We start from the raw sequence: 23,978 nt of genomic DNA on the forward strand, positions 1-23,978 counted from the left end.
GGACAATGGCGTTATCACATTAAGCCACAGGCACTGACAACTTTTAGATTGCCTGACACCTACACTAAGGGAGTTTTAACTATGTCTCATCAACTCGCGGCACGTATTGCCGGATTACTCTTTCTTATCTCGACCAGCTCGTATATGTATGCGGACTCAATCTTATCACCACTGCTGAGGTTGCCCGATTTTCTTATGCAGGCTGCGCAACATGACTCGACTCTGGCCCTGGCGGCATTACTGGAGTTTATTAACTGTGCGGCGGTGGTCGGTATTTCCATCCTGGTTTACCCCATAATCAAACAGTACAGTGAGCGGGTGGCGATGGGCTACATAGCCGGACGTGTCATTGAAGCGGCGATGCTTATTTCCGGTGCAGTTATCCTGATGACCTTTGTTACTATGGGAGATAAGTTGGCTGTCAGCTCTGTCGTAAATAGTGAGCAGATATATATCATGGGCAGTGGGCTAAAGGCGGAGCGTTATTTCAGTTTTTTGATGGGGATGATAGCACTGGCGATAGCTGGATTTTTGCTCAATGTTACTTTGTTTAAATATCGCCTGATCCCGCGTTTGTTGTCAGCACTCGGATTGCTGGGTTATGTCATGTTGCTACTGAAAGTGCTGTTTGATTTCTTTGATGTCAGTGCGGGCGGCTCATGGATGTATATGCCTGGCGCCCTGTTCGAGTTGTTATTGCCACTTTGGCTTATTTTTAAAGGGTTTGATTTAAGCCATCAACCCACAACAGCCGTCTAAGAAGTCTTGTTTAAAAATGTCGTTGCATTAGCTTGGTATCAGCTTGGTATCAGCTTGGTATTAGAACAAATACGCAACGGCATAACTTGCCACAGTTGCCGTGACAAGTAACACTAAACACACTTTGGTGCTGCGGTATTTCCACCGTTCGGCACAGCCGATCTGCCAGAGGATGAGCCCTGTAATCGCAACCATTGGCTCGTAAAAAAACCGTACCGGCGCATCAAACGGGAAGAAAAACAGGCCATGGATCAGGCGGCCCAGTCCTGGCGGTAACAGCATTACGGCAGCCAGGAGCATCCAATGGGCGTGAACATGTGGCGACTGGGTGCGAAAAATAGCGTTATACATGAATACAATAAAGGCTGGAAAAAGCACCAAGTCCAGGCTCAGTACAAGCCGGAAAATAGCGGCGGTATTGATGCGCGCCTGATATACCGTGCTATAAAGCCACAGGGTAGAGCCAATAAAGGCCAGCAAAGTGCATAGCAGCCAATATCCCAAAACCCGATGGCAGGTGAAGCGATGTTGGTGAATAAGTGTGGTCTGGATGAGCATGCCAGCAACCCACAACAAAGATAGCGCGGCGTGCCAGTGGTGCGCCTGAGTTAAGGATGAAAACTGCATCACATAACTGGGAATAAAACCCATTAAAATGAGCAAGCTAACTGCCCAAAGCCACTTCACATAGAAGGATAATGGCAAAGCTGGACTCTGTGCTGTGTGTAAAACCGGTTCCTCATCCGTGGAAATTGAGCTAATCGACATACGTTTATCCCTTTGAGCCTGACACGCACGAAGACACTTTTATTGTGACTGTCTCTCCAATTGCATTGACTTTACATTGCCCACCAATTGGCACGGTGAAGATGGGTGTCGTGTGGCCAAAATCGAGGTTGCATACCACCGGACAGTGGTGAAGTTGCTCAAAGCTGCTCAGCAATTCAATCAGGTCGTCGAGCTGAATTTTACTGTCTGTTTGAAAGCGACCTAGCATGAGGCCTTGAATGTGCTCAGCTCCCTTGTGCGATAACAAAGATTGCAGATTGCGTTCAAACTCCGACAGGGTCAGTTCTCCAAGCAGGTTGTCCTCTTCTAAAAACAGCACTGCTCCGGTTAAATCGGGCATATATTGGGTGCCCTGTAACAGGTTAAAGGAACACAAGTTACCACCCAAAATTGTGCCCGTACACGCGCCCTGGTTGACGATAACCGGTCCCGCGTTGTCGAAAAAGGTGCGACTGGTTTGATCGATAAACCAAAGATCATCTGACCAGGCAGCCGATACATCCAATGCATACTCAGTCCCTTCGAACAGTGCACGTTCAAAATGCCTGAGGGTGTATTCAAAGCCCTGCTGCATACCGAACGAAGAAAAATGGGGTCCCAGATAAGTCACCTGGCCGGTTTTGGCATAAATGGCATTGAGCAGCACAGTGATATCTGAGTAGCCACACAAGGGTTTGCGGTGAGAGCGAATTGTCTCCCAGTCCAGGTGGTCGAGTATTCTGTTGGCATTGTGGCCGCCAATGGTGCTCAGAATGAGTGCCACTTTCGGGTCGCCGTAGGCATCGTTGAGATCATTTGCTTTGTCTCTTATTAACTGGGCGGTAGTCACCGCCCGATGCTTGTAATGCTCTGCAAAGTCACAATGAATGTTAAGCCCGGCAAGTGTCTCAATGGCAATCGCAGTGGTCTCTTCGGATAAAATATCGGCCGATCTGCTGGGTGAAACAATGCGTGCTGTTTTTCTTTGCATGTTCATATCAATCCTTTAGTTTGTGCCGCTGGGTGTGAGAAAAAACTGTTGAATGACAGGGCCTACCAGCTCAGGTAACTCCTGGTGTGCAGCATGCGAGGCGAAAGGTATATTTGCGAAGCTGGCATCCGTTATCTGGGCTTTAAGCGCGACGGCTTCCTCGAGAGAAAATAAAAAGTCATTATCGCCTCGCATGATCAGGGTTGGGCACTTAATTTGGGTGACTAAGTTGCACGGATAGCCGGTTTCGCTGGTATCGAGCCAGAGCGTTTTCACAGCCGCAACCAGGGCCGCAAAATCGGGCGCTGGATTGGACGTGTTATAATAAGCAACGTCTTCGGGAAACATCTCGCTCCAAAGCTCAACCGTGAGACTTTGCAGAGTTTCGATTGCAGGGTCATTTTCCTCCAGGCGCCAGGATGACCCTAAGGTGACCAGTCGCATTACCTGGCTCGGATTTTGTGCAGCCAGACGATAAGCCACTATGCCACCATCGCTGAAGCCAAACAGGGCGTATTGGGTGATTTCCAGCTTACTGAGCAGAGCCTGTATGTCACTTTGATACTGCGCATAACTCAAAGCCGTATTGCCAAGGTGCGATTTTCCTTGGCCTCTTAAGTCGATGGATATCAGGCGGAAGTGGTCACTCAGATACTCAGCGATGACATCCAGGTCGCGTGTCGACCCCAGGCCGCCATGGATCATAACCAGGGGAAAGCCATCCTGGATACCGCTTTGCTCATAATGGAGTAAGGTGCCGTTGATGTCGGCAAACGCTGACTGCTTATTCATTGTTACTACTGTCCTTTTGCGTGGATATTGTATTAAGTAGGTCGTACTATCGGGTTCTGTCTTCGATTTCTTCGAAGGTTTCTACCGAAATGCGCTTGGCAAGTTCGCGCATGCGCTGCATTGATTGCGGATTGCTATTGCCCCAAAAGTGCAGCCAGTCCTCGCGTGAGCGCCATTTGGCGACGGTCAGCACTTTGTCGGGCTGCTCGGCGCTTTGCAGCATAAAGCTGCCCAATGCTCCGTCAACCGAGGCATGGATTGTATCGGTTGTGGTTTGCCATACCGCTTTAAAGGCGGTCATGTTGTCAGTGGGCACTTGCCACTGGTAAATAACCCTGAACATAGCGGATCCTCCATGCAGTGATAGTCTGGCCTTGCAATGGGTAAGCGGGTCTGGGTTGCCGTATGAGCAAGGCTGGGTTCAGATTATCATTGAATCTGGCATGATGCCTGCCTGATATGCACTCTGGCTTATCTCTACTGACACCAGGTGTCATAAAGATCCGCTGCGACAAGAGTAAACTGGCTCACCTATTCTTCATGCAGAGCAATACAGTTTCCCTCTGAGTCTTCAAACTCAGCAACCCAGCCGAACCCGCCAATCGATGTTTTTGGATACAGGACTTTTCCACCCAATGACAAAACCTTGAGTAATGTGGCGTCTATGTCTTCAGTATGAAAATATAGCCTTGCACCAGCTTTAGACGGCACATAGCTGTCTCCTTTCACCAGTGCACCGGTGATCCCCGCAGCATTATCATGTGAAGGGAAGAGCGCCATATCGTGATCATCTATCACTGCGTGCTCAAATTCGAAGCCAAATAGAGCATGATAAAAGGCGGTGGCCCGCGCTAAGTCAGCCACCGGGATTTCAAAATATCTAACTGGGTTGTTAAGCTGCATATTAAGTTGTCGCCTTTTTAAGGGGGTTTTGTTGAGTATGGCACGAGCGCGTCAACTTGCCTTAAGAAGTCAGGAAGTTTGTACTCGCCTACGGCATTGGATTATCAGCCCGCTCAGAGCATGGTGTATCAACCACATTACGTTTGTGAGTCAGGCCGGATTAATAAGTCCAAAAAACCGGGTGTCGTACTCTGTGATCATTAAGCTCATTAGAGCGACAATTGATTCTGTTCACAATTGTTTTTTATATTGGGTGCAGCTGAATGCAAAGCAAGGCCCGTACTTGCTGCCCGTTGATACCGTTGTCTTTGCAATAGCGTTGCTTGCGGTGGGTGTCCTGAGATTTCCGCTGAAATTTTCCGTGGTCGGTGTCCTAAGGTTTCTGAGGTTTTGCCCTTTGATAAGTACCTTTGTGCCGCCAAAAGAGCTGGGTCTTTTCCTGCAAGAAGTTCATCCCAATTCAGGTACTTGAATGTCTCATCAACTGGTATCCCTGTACTTTCAAAGTGTACGCCGTCCATGTCCAGGTATTGCTCATTTGAAAGCGTGAAAATCCAGCCGTTAGGAAGCTGCTTAACGAGTGTATCGCTAAACGAGCCATTGCTCGGCTCACCAAACAATTTGACTTTGTCTCGTGCCTTTAGCCCAAGTACAAGTACTTCTGCTGCACTGACTGTCAGCGGGCTGGTTAATACCACAATTGGCCCCAAGTAAGGCTTAGGGTGCTGAGGTGAAACTTTAATCTTGTTTTCAGGTAGAAAGCCTGAATGTATTTTTGTTCGTTTGGAACCTATTACCAAGGGTTCATTAATAAAATGAGAGAGTAACCGCAAGCCTAGCTGATCTTTTCCTCCCGAATTCCACCTCAGATCAATTATGAGACCATTTGATTTTCTTAACTGTGGCAACAAAGCCGTCATTACTTCATCTACGACGCGCATGTCATCTTCCAATGTATTTCCATCTGAAAACTCGCTAAGGTGATCGATACTGAGGTATTGGACATTGTCAGGTAGAGAAGCGCTCAAAAATGCGTCATGCATTTTCTTCGAATCATCGATGAAGTGCTGCTCAATCACTTTTTGATGTAGTTGGGTGAGAAAATGGTAAAAGGACTGCGGACTTTTAATTTTTGGTGGTGTGGCAGACGCGATGTGTGTTTTATATGGTATGTCTATGCGTTCACGTCTGAATGTATTCCATTTATGTTCGTACATGGCCAGAGTCTCACCATCAATATTTACGATATACGCATGCCCATCTTGTAGCGCTGTGATTAAATCGTGCAGGACAGAAAGTAACTCTTCACTGCTGCTGTTTTTGTTAAGCCTATTACGCCACTGTGAATACTGCGCTTCCCAATTCCACTGTTTTGTTTGGCTAAAAGCATAGTGTTCTGCAAATGTGTGCCAGAACACATCAAAATTACTGACAGCATTCATTATGTTGGCGGCATTCAGGCAGTTGGCTGGTAAGCGATTTAAAGGTTTTAGCTTTACCGGGTGTAACGTTTCCCAGTGAAGCTCAGCGCCCTGTGTTAATGAGATCAAGTTGGCGGGGTCGTAGTCTCCCGACTCTTCACGGTTTAATAGGCAATGCGATTGCGTAACGTCATAAAACGTCAGCTTCGCTGGCGTTTTTTTAATAAAGTAACCGTATCCCTGTGACCGCCAATAAGTGACATCACTGGCCGGTTTTGAGCTCTTTGCACCAACCTGCGGGCAAATTACATAGATACATATAAAAAGTACACTAGTAGAAAGTTTGTTCATTTTATTCCTTTCAATGAAATCTTTTTAGCTCCACCAGAGCAAAATTTAACTAGCCTGAATAAGGCTCATAGCGCCAGGTTGGAATGATATAATCCGTGGGCAGCGTGCCAGACGTCCTAGTCTGTGTTCTCAATGTAGGTCTCCTTAAAGGCGTAAAATGAAAACACGCCTACTAATAATGTACCCTATTTGGAAATTATCAGTAAGTCAATTTTGTCAAGCGGCTGTAACAGGGTAGTGCAGGTACTCAATCAAGCTCTGCTCAAGTAAATATAGTACTATGTAACACGCTCACTAATTACACTGGTAGCGGGTAGTTTGAGTAATTGGTTACCCAGCAGTACGTGTAGCATTTTCACTCAAAGAAGTCATCTGGGCTGATAACATCACGCGTGGGGATCCCTTAATACGAAAAACAGGAAGACACAGTGACGAGAATAGTCCCGATAATGGGTGATAACCGGCATTATTTTAGATAAAAACATATAAATCAATTGGCTACAGTAATATTCATAAAGTATCAATAAACTAATGTAAATTTAGATTTACAATAAATGTAAACATAGTTAAATAAATGTTCTAATTTGTTGTTTATTTTTTCTTCATATGCGCTACATTTTGATTGGAAATTAACCAAACAACAAAAAAGGAACAAGTATGCGTAAACTAAACACACTGGCTTTTGCCATTCTGGCGGGCCTGTCTGGACAGTCTATGGCTCAGGCCGAGTTGTTGACTGCAGATCAAGGCAAAGCTATTCCTGGCAAGTATATTGTCGTGTTTAAAACGCCAACCGTGCTTAATACACAAAGCGCTATGGCTATTTCTGACTATGCAAGCACACAGGCACAGGCACTGAGCAACGCTTACAATATCAATGTCGCAAAGCGCTTTAACGGTGCGCTAAACGGTGTTGTTGTCGATGCATCACAAGGCGATGTTAAAGCAATGCTGAAAGATCCAAACATTGCTTACATCGAGCAAGATCAGATTGTCACAGTTACCCCGCAGGCCTCTGGCGATCAGAGCAATGCGATTTGGGGTCTGGACAGGGTTGATCAGCGCGCATTGCCTCTAAATTCAAACTACCACTATGACTTTGACGGTTCAGGCGTTACTGCTTACGTTATCGACACTGGTGTGCGTATTTCGCACAGTGAATTTGGTAATCGCGCAAGCCATGGTTATGACTTTGTTGACAACGATGCTGACTCGTCTGACTGTAACGGTCACGGTACACACGTTGCCGGTACTATCGGTGGCTCAGAGTACGGTGTTGCAAAAAATGTTAATGTTGTCGGCGTGCGCGTATTGGGCTGTAATGGTTCAGGGTCATACTCTGGTGTGATTTCAGGGATTGACTGGGTTAAGAATAATGCGTCAGGTCCGTCTGTTGCTAACATGAGTTTAGGTGGCGGCGTATCTCAGGCAGTTGATGATGCTGTTAATGCGGCTGTTGCTTCTGGTGTTACTTTCGTTGTGGCTGCCGGTAATGACAATAGCGACGCGTGTAACTACTCGCCAGCTCGCGCAGCAGACGCAATCACTGTCGGTTCAACAACAAGCAGTGATGGTCGCTCCAGCTTCTCAAACTATGGTTCTTGTCTGGATATCTATGCACCAGGTTCAAGCATCAAGTCAGCCTGGTATAACTCAGACAGCGCGACGAATACCATCAGTGGTACGTCAATGGCAGCGCCTCATGTTGCTGGTGCGGTTGCCTTGTATCTTGACCAGGATCCTACGCTGACGCCAGCGCAGATTGATTCACTGCTGAGCAGCAGAAGTACCAAAGGTGCGGTGTCTGATGCCAAAGCAAGTTCACCGAATGAACTACTTTATACGCTTGAAGGTGATGCGCCACCTCCACCACCTCCGCCGGGCCCAACTGAGCTTACTTCGGGTGTTGGTGTAACAGCGTCTGGTGCGACTGGCTCTGAGACCTTCTACAAGCTGGCAGTGCCTGCCGGAGCAGCGTCTGTTTCCTTCACACTAGCGGGTGGCTCAGGTGATGCCGATCTGTATGTGCAACAAGGTTCACAGCCCACTCAAAGCAGCTATTCATGTCGCCCATACAAAAATGGTAACAATGAGTCTTGTGAATTCTCGAATCCGGCAGCCGGTGACTGGTATGTTATGCTGCATGGCTACAGCCAGTATTCAGGTGCTACACTGACAGGCACATTCGGTGATTCATCTGGCTGTGGCGCCAACTGTCTTGAAAATGGCGTGCCAGTAACGGGCTTGTCTGGCGGTACTAACACAGACACGCGTTATACCATCGAAGTCCCCGCCAATGTGACGCTAAATGTCAGCATTTCAGGTGGCTCAGGTGATGCAGACTTGTATGTGCGTAAAGGTACTCAGCCAACCACCAATAACTACGATTGTCGTCCATATCGTTCTGGCAACAATGAAACCTGTACTCTAAGTTCTGGCACAGATGGCGGTACATACCACATCATGGTACGTGGCTACAGCAGCTACTCAGGCCTTACCCTGCAAGGCAGCTTCTAAATACTCGTTGAGTAAACGACAAAGGCCGGTATCAACCGGCCTTTTTGTTGGTTATTAATATACTTTGCAGATCAGGCCTTTAAGATAAAACCCTTCCGGGTAACAGCCAGCAATAGGGTGATCAGCCGCCTGATTCAGGCGTTCCATAATTAACAGGTCCTTACCTGCATCCAGCGCCGCATCGGCGACCACTTTTTGGAACAGGTTTTGCTCCATCAGGCCAGAGCACGAGAAGGTCAAAAGCGTGCCGCCCGGTTTAAGCAACTGCATGGCCAGCATATTGATGTCTTTATAGCCACGGCAGGCGCCGTTGAGCTGGGCTTTACTCTCGGCAAATTTGGGAGGGTCCATCACAATCGTGTCAAACTGACGGCCTTCCTCACGGTATTGTCTGAGCAGTTTAAATACATCCTGCTTAACAAACTGGGCACGAGACAGGTCTAGATCATTGTGCTCTACATTACGTTTGGCGGTATCCAGCGCCGGCTGTGAGACATCGACATTAATGACTTCGTCACACTCGCCACGAAGCGCATACAGACCAAAAGTACCTGTATAGCAGAAACAGTTTAGTACCGATTTGCCTTTAGAGAAGCGCTCCAGTGCTGCACGACTGTCTCTTTGGTCCAGGTAGAAGCCGGTTTTGTGGCCGGACTTGATATCGACTTCTATTTTCAAGCCGTTTTCCATGATCACAACAGGCGCCTCAGGCTCGTCTCCCCACAACACGCCTGTGGTTTTCTCCAGGCCTTCTTTTTTACGCACATCAACGTCAGAGCGCTCGTAAATATTGCACTCGGGGAACAGGCTTCTGAGCGCTTGTACGATTTCACCTTTGTGACGCTCAGCACCAGCGCTAAGCAGCTGACAGACCAAGTAGTTATCAAACTTATCTATGGTAATGCCCGGCAGACCGTCCGATTCGGCTGCACAGAGCCTGAAACCGGTTAACTGACCTTCTTCGATAACTTGCTCGCGCGCGGCAAGTGCCCGTGACAGTTTTCTTTCGAAAAATGACTGATCGATTTGCTCAGACTGATCAAAGCTCCAGATCCGGGCCCGTATCTGAGAATCAGGGCTGTATGCGGCTGTGGCCAGGTATTGACCGTCGTGACTATAAATGGTCACGGTATCGCCAAGAGCAGGTTTGCCTTTGACTTTTTTTATTGCTTTAGAAAAGATCCAGGGGTGTTTTCTTTTTAAAGATTTTTCACGGCCAGGTTGTAAATACAGCGCGCAAGACATATAAATTCCTTACAGTAGATAATGGTGATATTTTAGTGAAGCCACTAACAACATACAATCAGAACCATAAGGTTAAGGGATAAATGACAATAAATATGACGGAATTTGAAACGGCATGCCGAGATTTTATGCTCACCACTGAGTTTGCCGACACCGCCCATGATTTATCGCACATCCTGCGTGTGGTTAAAACAGCCAAACAATTGTGTGCCGCGGAAGGCGCTGATCTCGAGGTTGTGCTGCCTGCTGCCTGGTTACACGATTGTGTAGCGGTGGCGAAGAATCACCCAGACAGACCCATTGCCTCAAAACTGGCTGCGGACAGGGCTGTTGCCTTTTTATCGACACTGGATTATCCCAAAGACAAGTTGCCTGCTGTGCACCATGCTATTGTGGCACATAGCTTTAGTGCCAATGTGACGCCAGATACGCTGGAGGCCAAGGTAGTCCAGGATGCAGATCGTATGGATGCATTAGGCGCAATTGGCGTGAGCCGGTGTATGAAAGTGGGCGGCGCTATTGCCAGACACATGTATCATATCGATGACCCATTTTGCCAAAACCGTGAAGCGGATGACAAAAAATATACCTTAGATCATTTCTACATCAAGCTGCTGAATATTGCTGAGCAAATGCATACTCAGTCCGCAAAACAAGAAGCCCAGCGGCGCACTGAGTTTATGCATGGATTTTTGCACGAATTGGGAAGGGAGATTGGGATCTGCGACTAACGCGTCATACGTTTTACAAAGACAACGACGAACAGCGCCAGCGAAAAGCTACCGGTAAACGCCTCAACCGTTGCGACCAGTCGGGTGATGCCGGTTGGCGTTATGTCGCCATAACCAAGCGTTGTAAAGGTGACCACACTGAAATAAATGCAATTGAGTAAAGTACTTAGGTTATCCGACCAGGAAGCCTGACTGGAAAACTGAATGAGCCCGTCATTGTAATTGATCCCGAACAGGAAATAGCAGATAGCACAGGCGATGATCATGCCTAAACTGAAGCGGATCACATTTTCGGGCTTCTCGCCGTAACCACATAACATGTCAACAAAAGAGGATACCAGGCGGCGCTTGGAAAACTTGGGGTACTGCGCATGACGCATGCGCAGTTCGCTGTAGGTATATTTCCCGGCCATTTCAAACAGACCTTGCTGCTCGGCACCCTTTCTTAGCAAGCGGTATATCTCTTCGGATTGTAAAAATAGATCGTTTGCTTCATCCAGGTCTTGTTGTTTAAGGGCTTCATGGGCTTGTTTTTCCTGCAACAATTTATCGCCGAGGTAGAGGTTGTCGATGCGGGTTTTATCGAGTTTCATACCCAGCAGGTTGGTATTTTCAAGCTTGCAACAGTGCAGGTTGGCGTCGCGCAAATCCGCCTTCATCAGCGACGCATGCTTGATGGTATTGTTGAACAGGTGAGCACCTTGCAAGTTGGCGCGATAAAAATTGCTGTACGACAGGTCGTAGCCTTCGTGGTGGTCAAACTTAACCAGATTAAGGCCTTCAAGATTGGCCCGTTTTAACTCTAACCCTTGCAGGAGACCACCTCGCTTGGCATAGCGCTCCAATTTTTGTGTTAACTCCAGACCGCTTTTGTCAAATTTGCTATCATGCCAAAAGCAGTAGCCAGAACCCATGTCTATTTCCTGGCATTGATGGCCATCGGGTGATTCATATTGGCAAAGTGGTTTGTTGTTCATATTGCGCCAGCTTAATCCTTCTTATTAGTAAGGGTAGCAGTAATTTTTCAGGGTAAATAAAAAATTGTATCTATGTCATTCGATTATCAGTTAAGCATCAGTAAGCGCCGGCAGAGCGTTGCGATTAAAGTTACAGCAGATGGCGTTAAAGTCTTCGCGCCTTATGGCATCGATAAGCTCTGGCTGGATGCCTGGCTAAAAAGCAAGTCACAGTGGGTTGAAAGCAAAAAACAGTCGGTGTCTGCCCAACAACAGCGGATCCAGGCGCCTTTCGACAGTCAGCAAATTCTGATATTTGGTGAGCAGTACAAGTTTGAGTGCTCGCAAAGTCGTTCTTATATTGACCATGACACACAATGTGTAGGGTTGAAAACCCGTGCGCAACCAGGTTCAGAGGGCGCGCGTAAAGCGCTGTTTAAATTATTGAATCAGACGTTGCTAAGCTATGTTACGCCGGTACTGGCAGAGTATTCACAGCGGATGAGTAGCCAATATCAGGAGCTTAAGATCAGAGAATATAAACGCCGCTGGGGGAGTTTGTCATCGAATGGCACGCTGGCGCTAAATAGCCTGCTGGTTGGGGCGCCAAAGTGGGTGATTGATTATGTGGTTGTGCATGAGCTGGCACATTATCATGTGATGGCACACAATCAGGCCTTTTGGCAAATTGTTGCAAAGCATTATCCGAATTATCGTGAAGCACAAGCTTATTTGAGACATCAGGGTGTCAGGCTTCAGATAGAGAAATAGTCGCCTGGGAGATAACAAATAAAATAACAAGGAAAGTGGTGGAGGGGGCTGGATTCGAACCAGCGAAGGCAGTGCCGTCAGATTTACAGTCTGATCCCTTTGGCCGCTCGGGAACCCCTCCTAAGAGAAAAACAAATTGTAAAGTGGTGGAGGGGGCTGGATTCGAACCAGCGAAGGCAGTGCCGTCAGATTTACAGTCTGATCCCTTTGGCCGCTCGGGAACCCCTCCTAAGAGAAATACAAATTGTGAAGTGGTGGAGGGGGCTGGATTCGAACCAGCGAAGGCAGTGCCGTCAGATTTACAGTCTGATCCCTTTGGCCGCTCGGGAACCCCTCCTCAACAACGGCGCTGATAATATCAAAGTTTTTAGTGAAGTAAAGAAATGTCCTAAAGAAAATTGAAAAAATGCCGATAAATTTTCATATTTCCTAAATTGTGGCGATTTTACATGCAGATAGATGGCATTTTGTGCAAAGAAGCTCAGCTGGGCAGTGCACTTAATCACAGCGTTCATGAAGCAAGGCGCGGTGATTTTGCGCTGCTTTTGTCTTTGCTGTCTCAGGATGCGCTGGATTTTAGCGAGTTTGACCTGCCTCATACCTCACCAGAGGAACCCGATAAATCCGAAGCTGCGTTAAAAAAGGCATTGCAGCTTGGTCCGCAGAAGCCACTTGCGCCCGAACAGTTCAATATGTTGATAGGTCAGGATAACGGGTTTTTGGTGAACGATGGTGATTTGGCCAGCCTGCGCCTCAAAGAATGTTTGCAGCCAGAGCCTTATGCGGTGCGTAACGATAAAAAGCACATCCCCCTGCACATAGTGGATAATCTTGAACCCGCAGTGAGACAAAAACTAGAACAAACCAGAAACCCTCAAATGCTGGTAGACAATAAAGACATAGATGCAGCAGGATTTTATGATCAGCTGGCTGGTGGTGAAATGCAATCCATGTTGCAGGTCGCTGTATAACTCAGGTTTGAGGTAAGCAGGATTTAAGAGGGCATTGTATTCAATTTGAGGCGCTTTTTAAGCTTAAACTTAAAGCCCGCTCGATGAGTGACATGTTTTTAAGGCTGGCGGAAAAACGGCACCAGCCTGAAAATAAGACTCAGGCTGAAGCGCTGGGGCCAGCTTAATAGCCTGTATTAGTACAGGCATAAGGCAAGGCGTGGGGTGTTAGGCACCGAAAAACGAAGTTGCCAGAGCCTGCATTTGTCCGCCTGGTTAGCCATGGCATTTTTTGAACTTCTTCCCACTTTGGCAGGGACAGGGATCATTCCTGCTGATTTTTTTCTCAGGGCAAGGATAAAGCTCGCCGTCCACATAGCGCCAAAAACCAGCTTCTTTGATAAATCGGGAGCGTTCATGCATTGTGACGCACACACCACCATCCAGATAAGTCGCTTTAAACTCCACAAATTGATAGTCGGGAGACTCACTGCATTCGATAACCTCTAATCCGATAAAGGCGACCTGCTCGGCAAATGCTTTGATACTGGCTTCACTGTTTTGTGCACGTTTACTCTGTGCATAAGTATCATGTATATACCTTGTGTCTTTGAGGCAATAAGCACTATACCGTGAGCGCATTAGCTGCTCAGCACTTTCAGGTTGTTTATGACCTTCTATAAAAGGCAGGCAGCACGCGTGTGCTTCAATTTCAGAACCGCAATAACACATAATTTCTCATTTGAACTTAATGCGCAACGACAGATGCTTCATGGCCGGAGGTGCGAGTAAAGCAAAACAACTCAGTATCACTGTCTACCAGCTTAAACCGGGCAAGCTGTTGTTCCGATACAATGTCCGTCCAGGTGATCACCGCTGCAAAGTTGCCTTTGCATAAAGCGCTGTTAATAACATACTCCAAGTTTATCAAATGTCTCTGGCGCAGCACCAGCAACTTACTACTGTCTATTGAGCTGGTATCCAGTAATGCCTTGCTGGGAATATTGTCTGGTGCAATGAGCAGTGTCCATCTGTGTAGTGAGTTACACCGGTACAGGATCTTAAGCAGTTCTAAACTGCTGATTATGTCATCTTCTGCATGCACCAGCTGATAGCGTTTATCGGCCGAGCGAGTTTTGTGTGAAGAAATATTTTGCACTTGAGTATGTAACATGAGCAGACCACTGATTTTCTATACAGTGGTTATACAGTATTTCATACAGTGCTATTTGGCAAGTAAATTGTCGCGTATTTTTTGTGCTTTTTTATTAGAGCTTTGATTGTACTTAGTTTTATTATTTGTTAGCGTCCTGATTAAAATGCATCATTTGGTGAATTTGCTCATACAGGGTTGCGGCATAACACTGAGCGTCAATAAAGCGTTTTACTGTCAGGTGCGCACGCACTTGTTCCAGTGTGCCTGCGGCTGCCTGGTTACCCTGACTTTGCGCAAGTGACAACCAGGCAATGCCATGAAATACACTCTTTGGTACGCCCTGGCCTTTAATAAACAGCATGCCAAGGTAAAACTGTGCTTTGTTGTCTCCCGACATAGCTGCCAGGCGCAACCACTTCGCGGCGAGTGGATATTGTTTATTCTTCAGATAATAAAGCCCTTTTTTATAGGCGGCTTTGCTATCCGTATCTGTTGGCCAGCGGTTTTCGGAGTCAGGCGTTGCGGTAACAAATTCCAGCACATTGAGAAGCTGTTGTTCCAAGTCATTGCCGTTTGCAACTGCTAATTGGTTCTTTTTCATACTGATTTCACTTAATACGACCTAGATCAGAGTGTAGTTGATTTTTAACTATTTTGTCCGATTACACCAGAGATTTGTGATAAAATCCGGCTTTCGTTTCTATATAAAATACAAAGACATGCTGGAAAAATTATTTTCGCTCCGTGCACAGCAGAGCACAGTCAAAACCGAGTTTATTGCCGGTCTGACGACATTTGTCACTATGGTTTACATTGTGTTTGTAAACCCGGCCATGTTGGCTGAAGCGGGTATCGATCATGGTGCTGCGTTTGTCGCTACCTGTTTAGCGGCTGCCATAGGTTGTTTTATCATGGGCCTTTGGGCTAACTATCCACTGGCATTGGCGCCAGGTATGGGACTAAATGCCTTTTTTACCTACGGTGTCGTGCTGGGAATGGGCCATACCTGGCAAAGCGCGCTGGGTGCGGTCTTCTTATCGGGTTGCTTGTTTTTATTACTGAGTATTTTTAAAGTCAGGGAATGGGTGATCCAGGCCATTCCCTTGGTGCTTAAACAAGCAATTGCCACAGGGATCGGCGCCTTTCTGGCCCTGATCGCGCTAAAAAATGCGCAGATCATCGTCGCCAGTCCTGCAACATTTGTTCAGCTGGGTGATATCACCAGCCCGGGTCCATTACTGGCTATTCTGAGCTTTTTTGTGATTGCGGCATTAATGTATCGTGATATGAAAAGTGGCGTGCTGGTCAGTATTTTATTAGTTACTGTTCTCGCCTGGGCTCTGGGGTTAGTTGAATACGCAGGCATTGTGTCGGCACCGCCAAGTATTGCCCCCACGCTTGCCCAGCTGGATATTGCAAGTGCACTAGAAATTTCGATGCTGAGTGTGGTGTTTGCATTCTTATTTGTTGATTTGTTCGATACCAGCGGTACTTTGGTCGCGGTTACGCAAAAAGCCGGAATTGCAGATCAGCAAGGGCGCATGCCACGCCTTGGCAGAGCACTGTCTGCGGATAGCTCAGCGACCATTGCGGGTTCTTTTCTTGGCACGTCTACCACGACCTCTTATATCGAGTCTGTGTCTGGCGTGTCTGTGGGAGGCCGCACAGGCTTGACCGCTGTGGTCGTTGGTTTGTGCTTTTTGTTGATGATGTTCTTTGCGCCTTTAGCGCAGATGGTACCTGCGTACGCCACAGCCGGGGCCATTTTGTATGTAGCTGTACTGATGTTGCAAAATCTCAAGCTAGTCAACTGGGATGATATGAGTGATGCTATCCCGGTGAGCGTTGTGTTACTAATGACACCGTTAACCTTTTCGATTGCCCACGGTATTGCGCTTGGTTTTATTTCTTACACGGCGGTCAAACTGGCCTGTAACAAGCGTGAGGAAATCTCAATCAGCGTGTGGGTGTTGACTGTACTGTTTATTGTAAAGTTTGCGATCAGCTGAGGCTGATCACCACTTTTTCTTGGGAGCGAAAAGGACGTCGAGATCGTCCTTTTCTTTCTCGGCTTTCTTTTTCACCGCAGACGCGTTCGACGCTTTCAGCTCTGTGCTTATCTCGCTGAGATACCCTTCGAGCAGGTTTTTCTTTTCATTGACATAGTCATCTGAATAAGTGACGCCACATATAATTGCATAGGCTTTTTCAAAATACTGCCGTGCCGACCCCACCATGTTGGCGCTTTTCGCAGACAACCCTCGTTTAATTTGGCTCTCTACATTGATCCTAAGCTGCAACCGCTCCATTTTGCGGTCTTCCTGCACAAACACTTGTGTATCTACTTTGCCTTTGCTGTGTTCTGAACGCAGCAGATGGCGCAACTTTTTAATACCCTGAACCAGGGCAATGAGTTGCTTGTCGTTATCGGGTAATGAAACTTTGTCGGACTCGTTGACATTTTGCGGCTCGCTGTTTAAGCGCTCCTGAGATTCATGCATGCGACTTTTAAGTTCGCGAGAGGTTGGCGAGAGCTCGACCATGGAGACTAGGGCATCATGGACCCGGCGTTGGATGATGCGGATCATTGCACCCGACATTGGAATATTGCTGCTGTTGAGTATCACGTCTTCGGCTTCTTCGATGATCCGCTTTTGCTTTGACAGTTCTTTACGGCGTTCCGCTTCTTGTTTTTCTCTGTGTTGTTGAATAGCACTAACCCACACAGCAATAACAATGAGTGCTACAATCAACAAAATTATAACGGTAATAAACATACCCGGATCTCTTCGTAAATCATACAGCTGATAGTTTTTTTATATTACATCAAATAATTGCGGATTGAACAGTGTTAATAACAAGAGACTTGAAAATCCAGCAAATTCCATCATTTTTTAGTATAGCTTAATGACCGGAAGCTGGCTCTAATAGGCTGGGGAAAGTATTGTCCTATCGGATAGACTATAATTATGCTAGGCTGAGTCATTATTTGCCTGCATCTAATGATAGCTGGCCTAGTCGTACACCAGATAACAATTAAAACAAACGCTTAGTTATGAAATTACAACAACTGAAATACATAGTTGAAGTTCTGAATCACAACCTCAATGTGTCTGCAACCGCGGAAAGCTTGTATACCTCCCAGCCGGGAATTTCCAAGCAAGTGCGTATGCTGGAAGACGAGCTTGGTGTACAGATCTTTGGCCGCAGTGGTAAACACCTTACGCATGTTACCAGTGCTGGCAATGAAATAATCAATATTGCCCGGGAGATATTGTCTAAGGTTGAGGGTATAAAAGCCGTTGCCAATGAACATACGCTGCCCGATCAGGGGAAGCTCAATATCGCGACTACACATACGCAGGCGCGTTATGCGCTGCCAAGTGTGATCCAGGGGTTTATGCAAAAGTATCCAGCGGTGTCTTTGCACATGCACCAGGGCACACCGCAACAGATCTCAGATGCCGCAGCCAGGGGCGATGCAGACTTCGCCATCGCAACCGAAGCGCTACATTTGTACGGTGATCTGATAATGCTGCCTTGTTATCACTGGAATCGCAGTATTGTGGTTACAAAAGATCACCCGCTGGCCAAAAAAGGCAGCAATATCACAGTACAGGATGTAGCAAAATATCCTTTGATCACCTATGTATTCGGCTTCACCGGGCGCTCAGAGCTGGATAAAGCCTTTAATGCACACGGCTTATCGCCGCATATTGTATTTACAGCAACCGATGCGGATGTGATTAAAACCTATGTTCGATTAGGGCTGGGTGTGGGTGTGCTGGCAACCATGGCCGTAGATGAAGTGACAGACAAAGATCTGGTGTGTATTGATGCCAGCCATTTGTTTGAGGCCAGCACCACCAAAATTGGGTTCAGAAAGGGTAGTTTCTTGCGCGGCTACATGTATGACTTTATCGAGCGTTTTGCACCTCATCTGACTAAAGACCTGGTCGAGCGGGCGAGCCTGATGCGCAACCAGGAAGACGTTGATGCATTGTTTGAGAATACAGAGCTACCCGTCAAGTAAGAGGTACCAATTTCACTTAATACCTGTTCAATTTGAAGGAGCAAATATGACGCTAACTGTGTTAAAAATTTCTCATTTAGAGCAACTAAATAGCAAAATTTTTGCCTTGTTATCGACGATATTTTCTCGCCTCAGAATAGAACACTTAATTAAGCAAATTGGTACGAATAGACAATAAAAAAGCCGCAATTGCGGCTTTTTTATTGTCTGCCCTTGCGGGCTGGTTAACACTCGATAATATTAACCGCTAGCCCACCACGTGCCGTTTCTTTATATTTGGTTTTCATGTCATTACCCGTATCGAGCATGGTTTTGATCACCTTATCTAAAGAGACTTTTTGTTCACCACTGCCGCGCATAGCGAGGCGTGAAGCGTTGATGGCTTTTACTGCACCCATGGCGTTGCGTTCAATGCAGGGCACCTGCACCAGTCCGCCTACGGGATCACACGTCAGCCCCAGATTGTGCTCCATGCCAATCTCAGCGGCATTTTCTACATGGACCACGTTACCACCCATGATCTCGGTAAGCGCCCCTGCTGCCATAGAGCAGGCCACCCCCACTTCGCCCTGACAGCCTACTTCGGCACCAGAGATAGAGGCATTCTTCTTATACAAAATACCAATTGCGGCCGCTGTCAGCAGGTATCGTGTGGCAATTTCAGCGTCCACTTCTTTAATGAATGTATGGTAATACATAAGCACCGCAGGCAGGATCCCGGCTGCACCATTAGTCGGAGCTGTGACGACACGGCCGCCCGCCGCATTTTCTTCATTCACGGCCAGTGCGAACAGGTCAACCCAGTCCATGGCTCGAAGCGGATCATTGCTGTTCTCAACATTAAGCTTTAAATACAAACTAGGTGCACGACGTTTTACTTTTAAGCCACCGGGAAGAATACCTTCGGTGCGCATGCCGCGTTCTGTGCAGGCTTTCATTACTTCCCAGATATGGAATAGCTCGGACTTGATCTCCTGCTCACTGCGCAGTGTTTTCTCATTGTGCATCATCAATGACGATACGCTCAGGCCTGTTTCTTTACACATTTCCAGCAATTGCTGCGCATTTTCAAAAGGGTAAGGGGCCGGATTTTGCTCACGTATATCCAGCGCAGCTTGTTTTTCTGCATCAAACTGCTCATCTGTAACAATAAAGCCACCGCCTATCGAGTAATAGACCTGGCTGTGCACTAACTCACTGCCCGCGTATGCCTGTAGCTCCATTGCATTGGAGTGTTTCGGCAGGGTTTTTCGACGATGAAAAACAATGGCGCCTTGCTTAGGAAAAGCGACCTTGTGGGTCTTGTCCAGATAAATTACTTGCTCACGCTCAATGGTGTCCAGGATCTGGGGCACTTGATCCGCATCTACCGATTCGGGATCGTATCCTGCCAGGCCCAGGATCACTGCTTTACCGGAGCCATGGCCGATACCAGTCTGGCCCAGTGAGCCAAATAGCTCTACTTTCACTGATGTGATTTGATCAATTATGTTGTTGTCCTGCAGGTCTTTTACAAACAGGCGCGAAGCACGCATAGGTCCGACAGTATGGGAAGAGGAAGGTCCAATACCAATACTGAACATATCAAATGCACTAATCATAAATTCTACTCAACATTGCCTCTGAACGGGCGCACATCATAACGTTAATTATTGCATAAGTAACCCATTTCACAGCAAAATTGTATACAGTTTTGGTTAAACTAAAGGTCATAATTAGTAGTTTGCGGTAAAAAATACTTTTATGTGCGCAAACTCATTTAGTTAGGGTGTTATTTGGCGATATTTGTGTACTGGTCAGGCCACTCGAGTGAGGAGTTGTTGGACTATTTTAGCAGTTGCGCCCCAGAGTAGTCCGTGCTGAGTCATCAGGCCATCGAAAGTCACTGTTTTGCCGCGTAACTGGGTTTGAACAGGTTGCCAGGCATGTTGTTGTGCAAGTAACGAAAGCGGCAGGGTAAACACGTGTTCGACTTCGTCACTTTGTGTTTCCCAGCTGGCATTAAGGTCTAAAACAGCCAATACAGGCGTGATGCGAAAGCCGGTGAGAGTGGTGTGCAAAGGCAATACGCCAACGGGGTTAACCTGCTGCGGATCCAGGGCGATTTCTTCCTGGCTTTCGCGCAGTGCAGTGGTGATCACTGAGGCATCCTGCAATTCTACTTTACCACCCGGAAAACACAATTGACTAGGGTGACGGCGCAGTTGAGCACTGCGCTTGCATAGCAGCATTGATGCCTCGCCATCCACCTCAAGCAGTGGCACTAAAACGGCACTTTCCTGACCTTGCCCCGATACCGGCGTCAGGGTTGAGCCACCCAGACTGAAGCGGCTGATCACGTGTTGTAGATTCATAGAATGGGCAGTATTTTATTCACCTTGTGGTATGTCTCCTGATACTCTAACTCACAGTCCGAGTCTGCGACAATCCCTCCACCGGCCCAGCAGTAAATTTTTTGCTGGTGGCACACCAGTGTGCGGATCGTGATTGAGGTGTCCATCGCCCCACAGGCACTGAGATAACCAATCGAGCCGCAATAGGCGCTGCGTCTGTGTGGCTCCAGTTCTTCAATGATTTCCATTGCGCGGATCTTAGGTGCGCCGGTGATGGAGCCACCGGGGAATGCAGCTTTGAGTTGATCGACTGCGGTTTTTCCCTCGGCCAGCTGAGCCGTAACCGTACTAACCAGGTGGTGTACTGCGGGGAAACTTTCGATTTCAAAGAGTTTAGGCACCTGCACACTGCCAGGTTTGGCAACTTTACCAAGATCGTTGCGTAAAAGGTCTACAATCATCACGTTTTCAGCGCGATCTTTGCTGCTGCGTTGTAAGGTGGCAGCCTGCTGTGCATCGGCTTTCAGGTCTGCCAATCTGGGTAAGGTGCCTTTGATGGGTTTGGTTTCAATTTGGCCCTGACGCACTGAGATAAAGCGCTCGGGTGACACAGATATAATGGCATCATCCCCCAGGTTTATAAATGCGGAAAAAGGCGCTTTGTTGTTGGCGCGTAGGGTTTTATAGGCCTGCCAGGGTGAACCCTGATAGCGTGCACTAAATCTTTGCGCCAGGTTAATCTGGTAACAGTCGCCACTTTTCAGATACGCATGGATTTTGGCAAATTTGTCGGCATATTCAGCCTGCGTCATATTCGCCTGCCAGTCGCTGGTCAGTGTAAATGATTCGTTTGCAGCAGGATGCTTTTCTATGAGTGAGCGGTAAGTGCTGAGCCGGTTATAGCCTGGCTGGGTAACAAAGTACCAGCGGTTAAGCAGGTTATCGTGGATCAGTGCATCCGGATAAAGGCCGGCTATCATGTCTGGCAATGCAATGTCTTGCACTGCATTTTGGGGCATAGTCTCGATATATCTGCCGAGATCATAGCCAAAATAGCCAAGCCAGCCACCACTAAAGGGCACGTCAGTATGTGAGGTAGCGTCCAGCTGCGCCAGTTTCTCTTGCATTAAGGAGAAACCGTCTTGCTCAACATGTTGACCATCAAGATAGAATTGGCCCGACCTGGCTTCGAGTACACACAAGGGCTTGATACTCATGATATCAAACCGGCTATTCTCGTGTCTGGCATCGCTGGAGTCGAGCAAGATTGCCAGCGGCTGAGAGGCGAGGGTATTGAATACCTCAATGGTTGACAAAGAAATGTCTAGTTCAATGGTGTTACTACCTGGATTTATCATTAACTGAACCCGAATGCTAGCCCGAAACGGGCGAGGAGGGTATCATAATTGTCATTGAATCCATAGCGTGTTTGATTGCATTCCATCTTGGTCGCTTTACATAAGTACAGGACTTTAGTCGCTAATCTGTGATAGCGATACTCACGCCTGGCAAGATGGTATATAATCGCGCCTCTCAATAAACACCGGTTTGCCTCGTCACAGGCCGGAGAATAAAGGAACCGTCATGAGTACTATTCGTCAGCAAGACTTCATTGACAGCATCGAAGATGCATTGCAATACATTTCTTATTATCACCCGCTGGATTTTGTTCAGGCGTTAGAAAAAGCGTACGACAAAGAGCAAAGTAAAGCTGCCAAAGATGCCATTGCGCAGATCTTAATTAACTCCCGTATGTCGGCAGAGGGCAAACGTCCGTTATGTCAGGACACCGGAATTGTGACCTGTTTTGTAAAGGTCGGTATGGATGTTAAATGGGACAAGACGGACCTGACTGTACAGCAAATGGTGGATGAAGGTACACGTCGTGCTTACACTAATCCGGATAACCCGTTGCGTGCGTCTATTGTTGCAGATCCCGCTGGTGCACGTAAAAACACCAAAGACAATACGCCTTCTGTTGTGCACATCGATATGGTACCAGGCGCTGAAGTAGAAGTGATGATCGCTGCTAAGGGTGGCGGTTCTGAGAACAAGACTAAAATGGTGATGCTGAACCCGTCAGACGATGTTGCTGCCTGGGTAGAGAAAACCTTACCAACTATGGGTGCTGGCTGGTGTCCGCCTGGCATGCTGGGAATAGGTATTGGTGGTACGGCTGAAAAAGCTGCGGTACTGGCAAAAGAGTCGCTGATGGATCCTGTGGATATCCACGAGCTTATGGAGCGTGGCGCAGACACAGCAGAAGAAAAACTACGCCTGGAAATTTTTGAGCGTGCGAACAAACTCGGGATTGGTGCACAGGGCCTGGGCGGTCTGACTACGGTTGTTGATGTTAAAATCAAGTCAGCCCCAACACATGCTGCTTCTAAGCCCGTTGTGATGATCCCCAACTGTGCTGCAACCCGCCACGTACACTTTACGCTAGACGGCTCGGGTCCTGCTGATCTGAAAGCGCCTAAGCTGGAAGACTGGCCAGAAGTGACCTGGGAAGTGGGTGAAGATACACGCCGCGTTAACCTGGATGAGATCACCAAAGACGATATTCAGGACTGGAAAATGGGCGAGACCGTTCTCTTGTCTGGTAAGATCCTGACTGGCCGTGACGCCGCACATAAACGTTTACAGGATATGATTAATTCAGGCGAAGGTTTGCCTGAAGGCGTCGACTTGACTAACAAGTTCATTTACTACGTAGGCCCTGTTGATGCCGTTGGCGATGAAGTTGTAGGCCCTGCTGGTCCAACAACGTCGACTCGTATGGATAAATTCACCGACCTGATGTTAGAAAAAACCGGCCTGATCGGCATGATTGGTAAAGCAGAGCGTGGCCCGGCAACGGTTGAATCTATCAAGGAAAACAAAGCGGTTTACTTGATGGCTGTGGGTGGTGCTGCTTACCTGGTAGCCAAAGCGATTAAGAAAGCCAGAGTGGTCGCGTTTGAAGATCTGGGCATGGAAGCAATCTACGAATTTGAAGTAGAGGACATGCCAGTAACTGTCGCTGTAGACAGCGACGGAGTGAACGCCCATACTCAGGGCCCGGCTATCTGGAAAGCCAAAATTGAAGAGCTGGATAGCAAGCTTAGTTAAAGCAAAGCTGATCAAATAGGGCGGTAAAATACCGCCCTTTAACCACGCTATTCTCAAGCAAGTGATTCATTAATTTTCTCAGAGTATCACTCAATAGTGTATCAGCTAGCCAGTTTCAAGCGCCATTTTTCTTTATACTGCTGCTAGTTACAACACTGCGAATTATAGGTAATTCTTGCGCAGTTAGACC

At 47.4% G+C, this 23,978-nt stretch carries 23 protein-coding genes and 3 tRNA genes; 8 read left to right on the forward strand and 18 right to left on the reverse strand.

Annotation, left to right across the window (positions count from 1 at the left end):
- Positions 1 to 81 precede the first annotated feature (81 nt).
- A complete protein-coding gene (locus L1285_RS07250; protein WP_235411586.1) occupies positions 82 to 759 on the forward strand; it encodes a DUF4386 domain-containing protein in 678 nt (225 codons plus the stop codon).
- A 60-nt stretch (positions 760 to 819) separates the two neighbouring features.
- Here the strand turns inward: L1285_RS07250 and L1285_RS07255 are convergent, their stop codons facing one another.
- The 6 genes from L1285_RS07255 to L1285_RS07280 all read right to left on the reverse strand — a co-directional run bounded on the left by L1285_RS07255 (position 820) and on the right by L1285_RS07280 (position 5,985).
- Positions 820 to 1,527 (reverse strand): hypothetical protein, encoded by a 708-nt coding sequence (locus tag L1285_RS07255; protein ID WP_235411588.1) that lies wholly within the window; start codon positions 1,525 to 1,527, stop codon positions 820 to 822.
- Between the two features lie 4 nt (positions 1,528 to 1,531).
- Complete coding sequence (locus L1285_RS07260) at positions 1,532 to 2,524, reverse strand: S66 family peptidase (protein ID WP_235411590.1); 993 nt, start codon at positions 2,522 to 2,524, stop codon at positions 1,532 to 1,534.
- Positions 2,525 to 2,533: 9 nt separating this feature from the next.
- Complete coding sequence (locus L1285_RS07265; RefSeq protein WP_235411592.1) at positions 2,534 to 3,310, reverse strand: alpha/beta fold hydrolase; 777 nt, start codon at positions 3,308 to 3,310, stop codon at positions 2,534 to 2,536.
- A gap of 46 nt (positions 3,311 to 3,356) precedes the next feature.
- The gene (locus tag L1285_RS07270; protein ID WP_235411593.1) at positions 3,357 to 3,653 is read right to left on the reverse strand and encodes an antibiotic biosynthesis monooxygenase family protein; all 297 of its coding nucleotides are present in this window, start codon (positions 3,651 to 3,653) and stop codon (positions 3,357 to 3,359) included.
- 188 nt (positions 3,654 to 3,841) lie between these two features.
- Positions 3,842 to 4,213, reverse strand: a complete 372-nt coding sequence (locus L1285_RS07275) for a VOC family protein (RefSeq protein WP_235411595.1) — start codon at positions 4,211 to 4,213, stop codon at positions 3,842 to 3,844.
- Between the two features lie 209 nt (positions 4,214 to 4,422).
- Complete coding sequence (locus tag L1285_RS07280; RefSeq protein WP_235411597.1) at positions 4,423 to 5,985, reverse strand: S41 family peptidase; 1,563 nt, start codon at positions 5,983 to 5,985, stop codon at positions 4,423 to 4,425.
- A gap of 657 nt (positions 5,986 to 6,642) precedes the next feature.
- Between L1285_RS07280 and L1285_RS07285 the strand changes: the two genes are divergently transcribed.
- Positions 6,643 to 8,502 carry a S8 family serine peptidase gene (locus tag L1285_RS07285; RefSeq protein ID WP_046005974.1) on the forward strand — a complete coding sequence of 620 codons (1,860 nt, stop codon included), beginning with the start codon at positions 6,643 to 6,645 and terminating at the stop codon, positions 8,500 to 8,502.
- A 54-nt stretch (positions 8,503 to 8,556) separates the two neighbouring features.
- Here the strand turns inward: L1285_RS07285 and L1285_RS07290 are convergent, their stop codons facing one another.
- Positions 8,557 to 9,747: a class I SAM-dependent methyltransferase gene (locus tag L1285_RS07290; protein WP_046005975.1), complete on the reverse strand. Its 1,191-nt coding sequence runs from the start codon at positions 9,745 to 9,747 to the stop codon at positions 8,557 to 8,559.
- An 83-nt stretch (positions 9,748 to 9,830) separates the two neighbouring features.
- Between L1285_RS07290 and L1285_RS07295 the strand changes: the two genes are divergently transcribed.
- The gene (locus tag L1285_RS07295; protein ID WP_046005976.1) at positions 9,831 to 10,478 is read left to right on the forward strand and encodes an HD domain-containing protein; all 648 of its coding nucleotides are present in this window, start codon (positions 9,831 to 9,833) and stop codon (positions 10,476 to 10,478) included.
- On the opposite strand, the gene L1285_RS07300 is transcribed toward L1285_RS07295, so the two are convergent.
- A complete protein-coding gene (locus tag L1285_RS07300; protein ID WP_125716474.1) occupies positions 10,475 to 11,455 on the reverse strand; it encodes an ion channel in 981 nt (326 codons plus the stop codon). The genes L1285_RS07295 and L1285_RS07300 overlap by 4 nt on opposite strands.
- Positions 11,456 to 11,527: 72 nt before the next feature.
- Between L1285_RS07300 and L1285_RS07305 the strand changes: the two genes are divergently transcribed.
- The gene (locus tag L1285_RS07305; protein WP_235411599.1) at positions 11,528 to 12,205 is read left to right on the forward strand and encodes a M48 family metallopeptidase; all 678 of its coding nucleotides are present in this window, start codon (positions 11,528 to 11,530) and stop codon (positions 12,203 to 12,205) included.
- 36 nt (positions 12,206 to 12,241) lie between these two features.
- On the opposite strand, the gene L1285_RS07310 is transcribed toward L1285_RS07305, so the two are convergent.
- The 3 genes from L1285_RS07310 to L1285_RS07320 form a co-directional block, all read right to left on the reverse strand.
- Positions 12,242 to 12,326: transfer RNA gene (locus tag L1285_RS07310), tRNA-Tyr, on the reverse strand.
- Between the two features lie 23 nt (positions 12,327 to 12,349).
- Positions 12,350 to 12,434 (reverse strand) — tRNA-Tyr (locus tag L1285_RS07315).
- Positions 12,435 to 12,457: 23 nt separating this feature from the next.
- A tRNA-Tyr gene (locus L1285_RS07320) sits at positions 12,458 to 12,542 on the reverse strand.
- Between the two features lie 112 nt (positions 12,543 to 12,654).
- Between L1285_RS07320 and L1285_RS07325 the strand changes: the two genes are divergently transcribed.
- On the forward strand, positions 12,655 to 13,176 hold the full coding sequence (locus L1285_RS07325) for a VC2046/SO_2500 family protein (RefSeq protein ID WP_235411601.1): 522 nt from the start codon (positions 12,655 to 12,657) through the stop codon (positions 13,174 to 13,176).
- Positions 13,177 to 13,431: 255 nt separating this feature from the next.
- Here L1285_RS07325 and L1285_RS07330 read toward each other — a convergent pair whose 3' ends face one another.
- From L1285_RS07330 to L1285_RS07340, 3 genes are all read right to left on the reverse strand, one after another.
- The gene (locus tag L1285_RS07330; protein WP_235411603.1) at positions 13,432 to 13,887 is read right to left on the reverse strand and encodes a YchJ family protein; all 456 of its coding nucleotides are present in this window, start codon (positions 13,885 to 13,887) and stop codon (positions 13,432 to 13,434) included.
- Between the two features lie 16 nt (positions 13,888 to 13,903).
- Entirely contained in the window at positions 13,904 to 14,329 is a 426-nt protein-coding gene (locus tag L1285_RS07335) for a SulA-like leucine-rich domain-containing protein (protein WP_052713226.1), read from the reverse strand.
- Positions 14,330 to 14,450: 121 nt separating this feature from the next.
- Positions 14,451 to 14,912, reverse strand: a complete 462-nt coding sequence (locus tag L1285_RS07340) for a tetratricopeptide repeat protein (protein WP_235411605.1) — start codon at positions 14,910 to 14,912, stop codon at positions 14,451 to 14,453.
- Between the two features lie 118 nt (positions 14,913 to 15,030).
- Here L1285_RS07340 and L1285_RS07345 point away from each other — a divergent pair, with 118 nt between their 5' ends.
- Positions 15,031 to 16,320, forward strand: a complete 1,290-nt coding sequence (locus L1285_RS07345) for an NCS2 family permease (protein ID WP_235411607.1) — start codon at positions 15,031 to 15,033, stop codon at positions 16,318 to 16,320.
- 6 nt (positions 16,321 to 16,326) lie between these two features.
- Here the strand turns inward: L1285_RS07345 and L1285_RS07350 are convergent, their stop codons facing one another.
- Positions 16,327 to 17,088: a hypothetical protein gene (locus L1285_RS07350; RefSeq protein ID WP_235411608.1), complete on the reverse strand. Its 762-nt coding sequence runs from the start codon at positions 17,086 to 17,088 to the stop codon at positions 16,327 to 16,329.
- 278 nt (positions 17,089 to 17,366) lie between these two features.
- Here L1285_RS07350 and cysB point away from each other — a divergent pair, with 278 nt between their 5' ends.
- Positions 17,367 to 18,344: an HTH-type transcriptional regulator CysB gene (cysB, locus tag L1285_RS07355; RefSeq protein WP_046005983.1), complete on the forward strand. Its 978-nt coding sequence runs from the start codon at positions 17,367 to 17,369 to the stop codon at positions 18,342 to 18,344.
- A 224-nt stretch (positions 18,345 to 18,568) separates the two neighbouring features.
- Here the strand turns inward: cysB and L1285_RS07360 are convergent, their stop codons facing one another.
- From L1285_RS07360 to pabB, 3 genes are all read right to left on the reverse strand, one after another.
- Entirely contained in the window at positions 18,569 to 19,945 is a 1,377-nt protein-coding gene (locus L1285_RS07360) for an L-serine ammonia-lyase (protein WP_125718728.1), read from the reverse strand.
- A 195-nt stretch (positions 19,946 to 20,140) separates the two neighbouring features.
- A complete protein-coding gene (locus L1285_RS07365; RefSeq protein WP_235411610.1) occupies positions 20,141 to 20,698 on the reverse strand; it encodes a CoA pyrophosphatase in 558 nt (185 codons plus the stop codon).
- A complete protein-coding gene (gene pabB / locus L1285_RS07370) occupies positions 20,695 to 22,035 on the reverse strand; it encodes an aminodeoxychorismate synthase component I (protein ID WP_235411612.1) in 1,341 nt (446 codons plus the stop codon). The genes L1285_RS07365 and pabB overlap by 4 nt, the downstream gene beginning before the upstream one ends.
- Before the next feature lie 226 nt (positions 22,036 to 22,261).
- Here pabB and L1285_RS07375 point away from each other — a divergent pair, with 226 nt between their 5' ends.
- The gene (locus L1285_RS07375; protein WP_235411614.1) at positions 22,262 to 23,788 is read left to right on the forward strand and encodes a fumarate hydratase; all 1,527 of its coding nucleotides are present in this window, start codon (positions 22,262 to 22,264) and stop codon (positions 23,786 to 23,788) included.
- Positions 23,789 to 23,978 lie beyond the last annotated feature (190 nt).

Origin of the sequence: Pseudoalteromonas sp. DL2-H2.2, assembly GCF_021532535.1 — a bacterium.
Taxonomy (GTDB): Bacteria; Pseudomonadota; Gammaproteobacteria; order Enterobacterales; family Alteromonadaceae; genus Pseudoalteromonas; species Pseudoalteromonas rubra_A.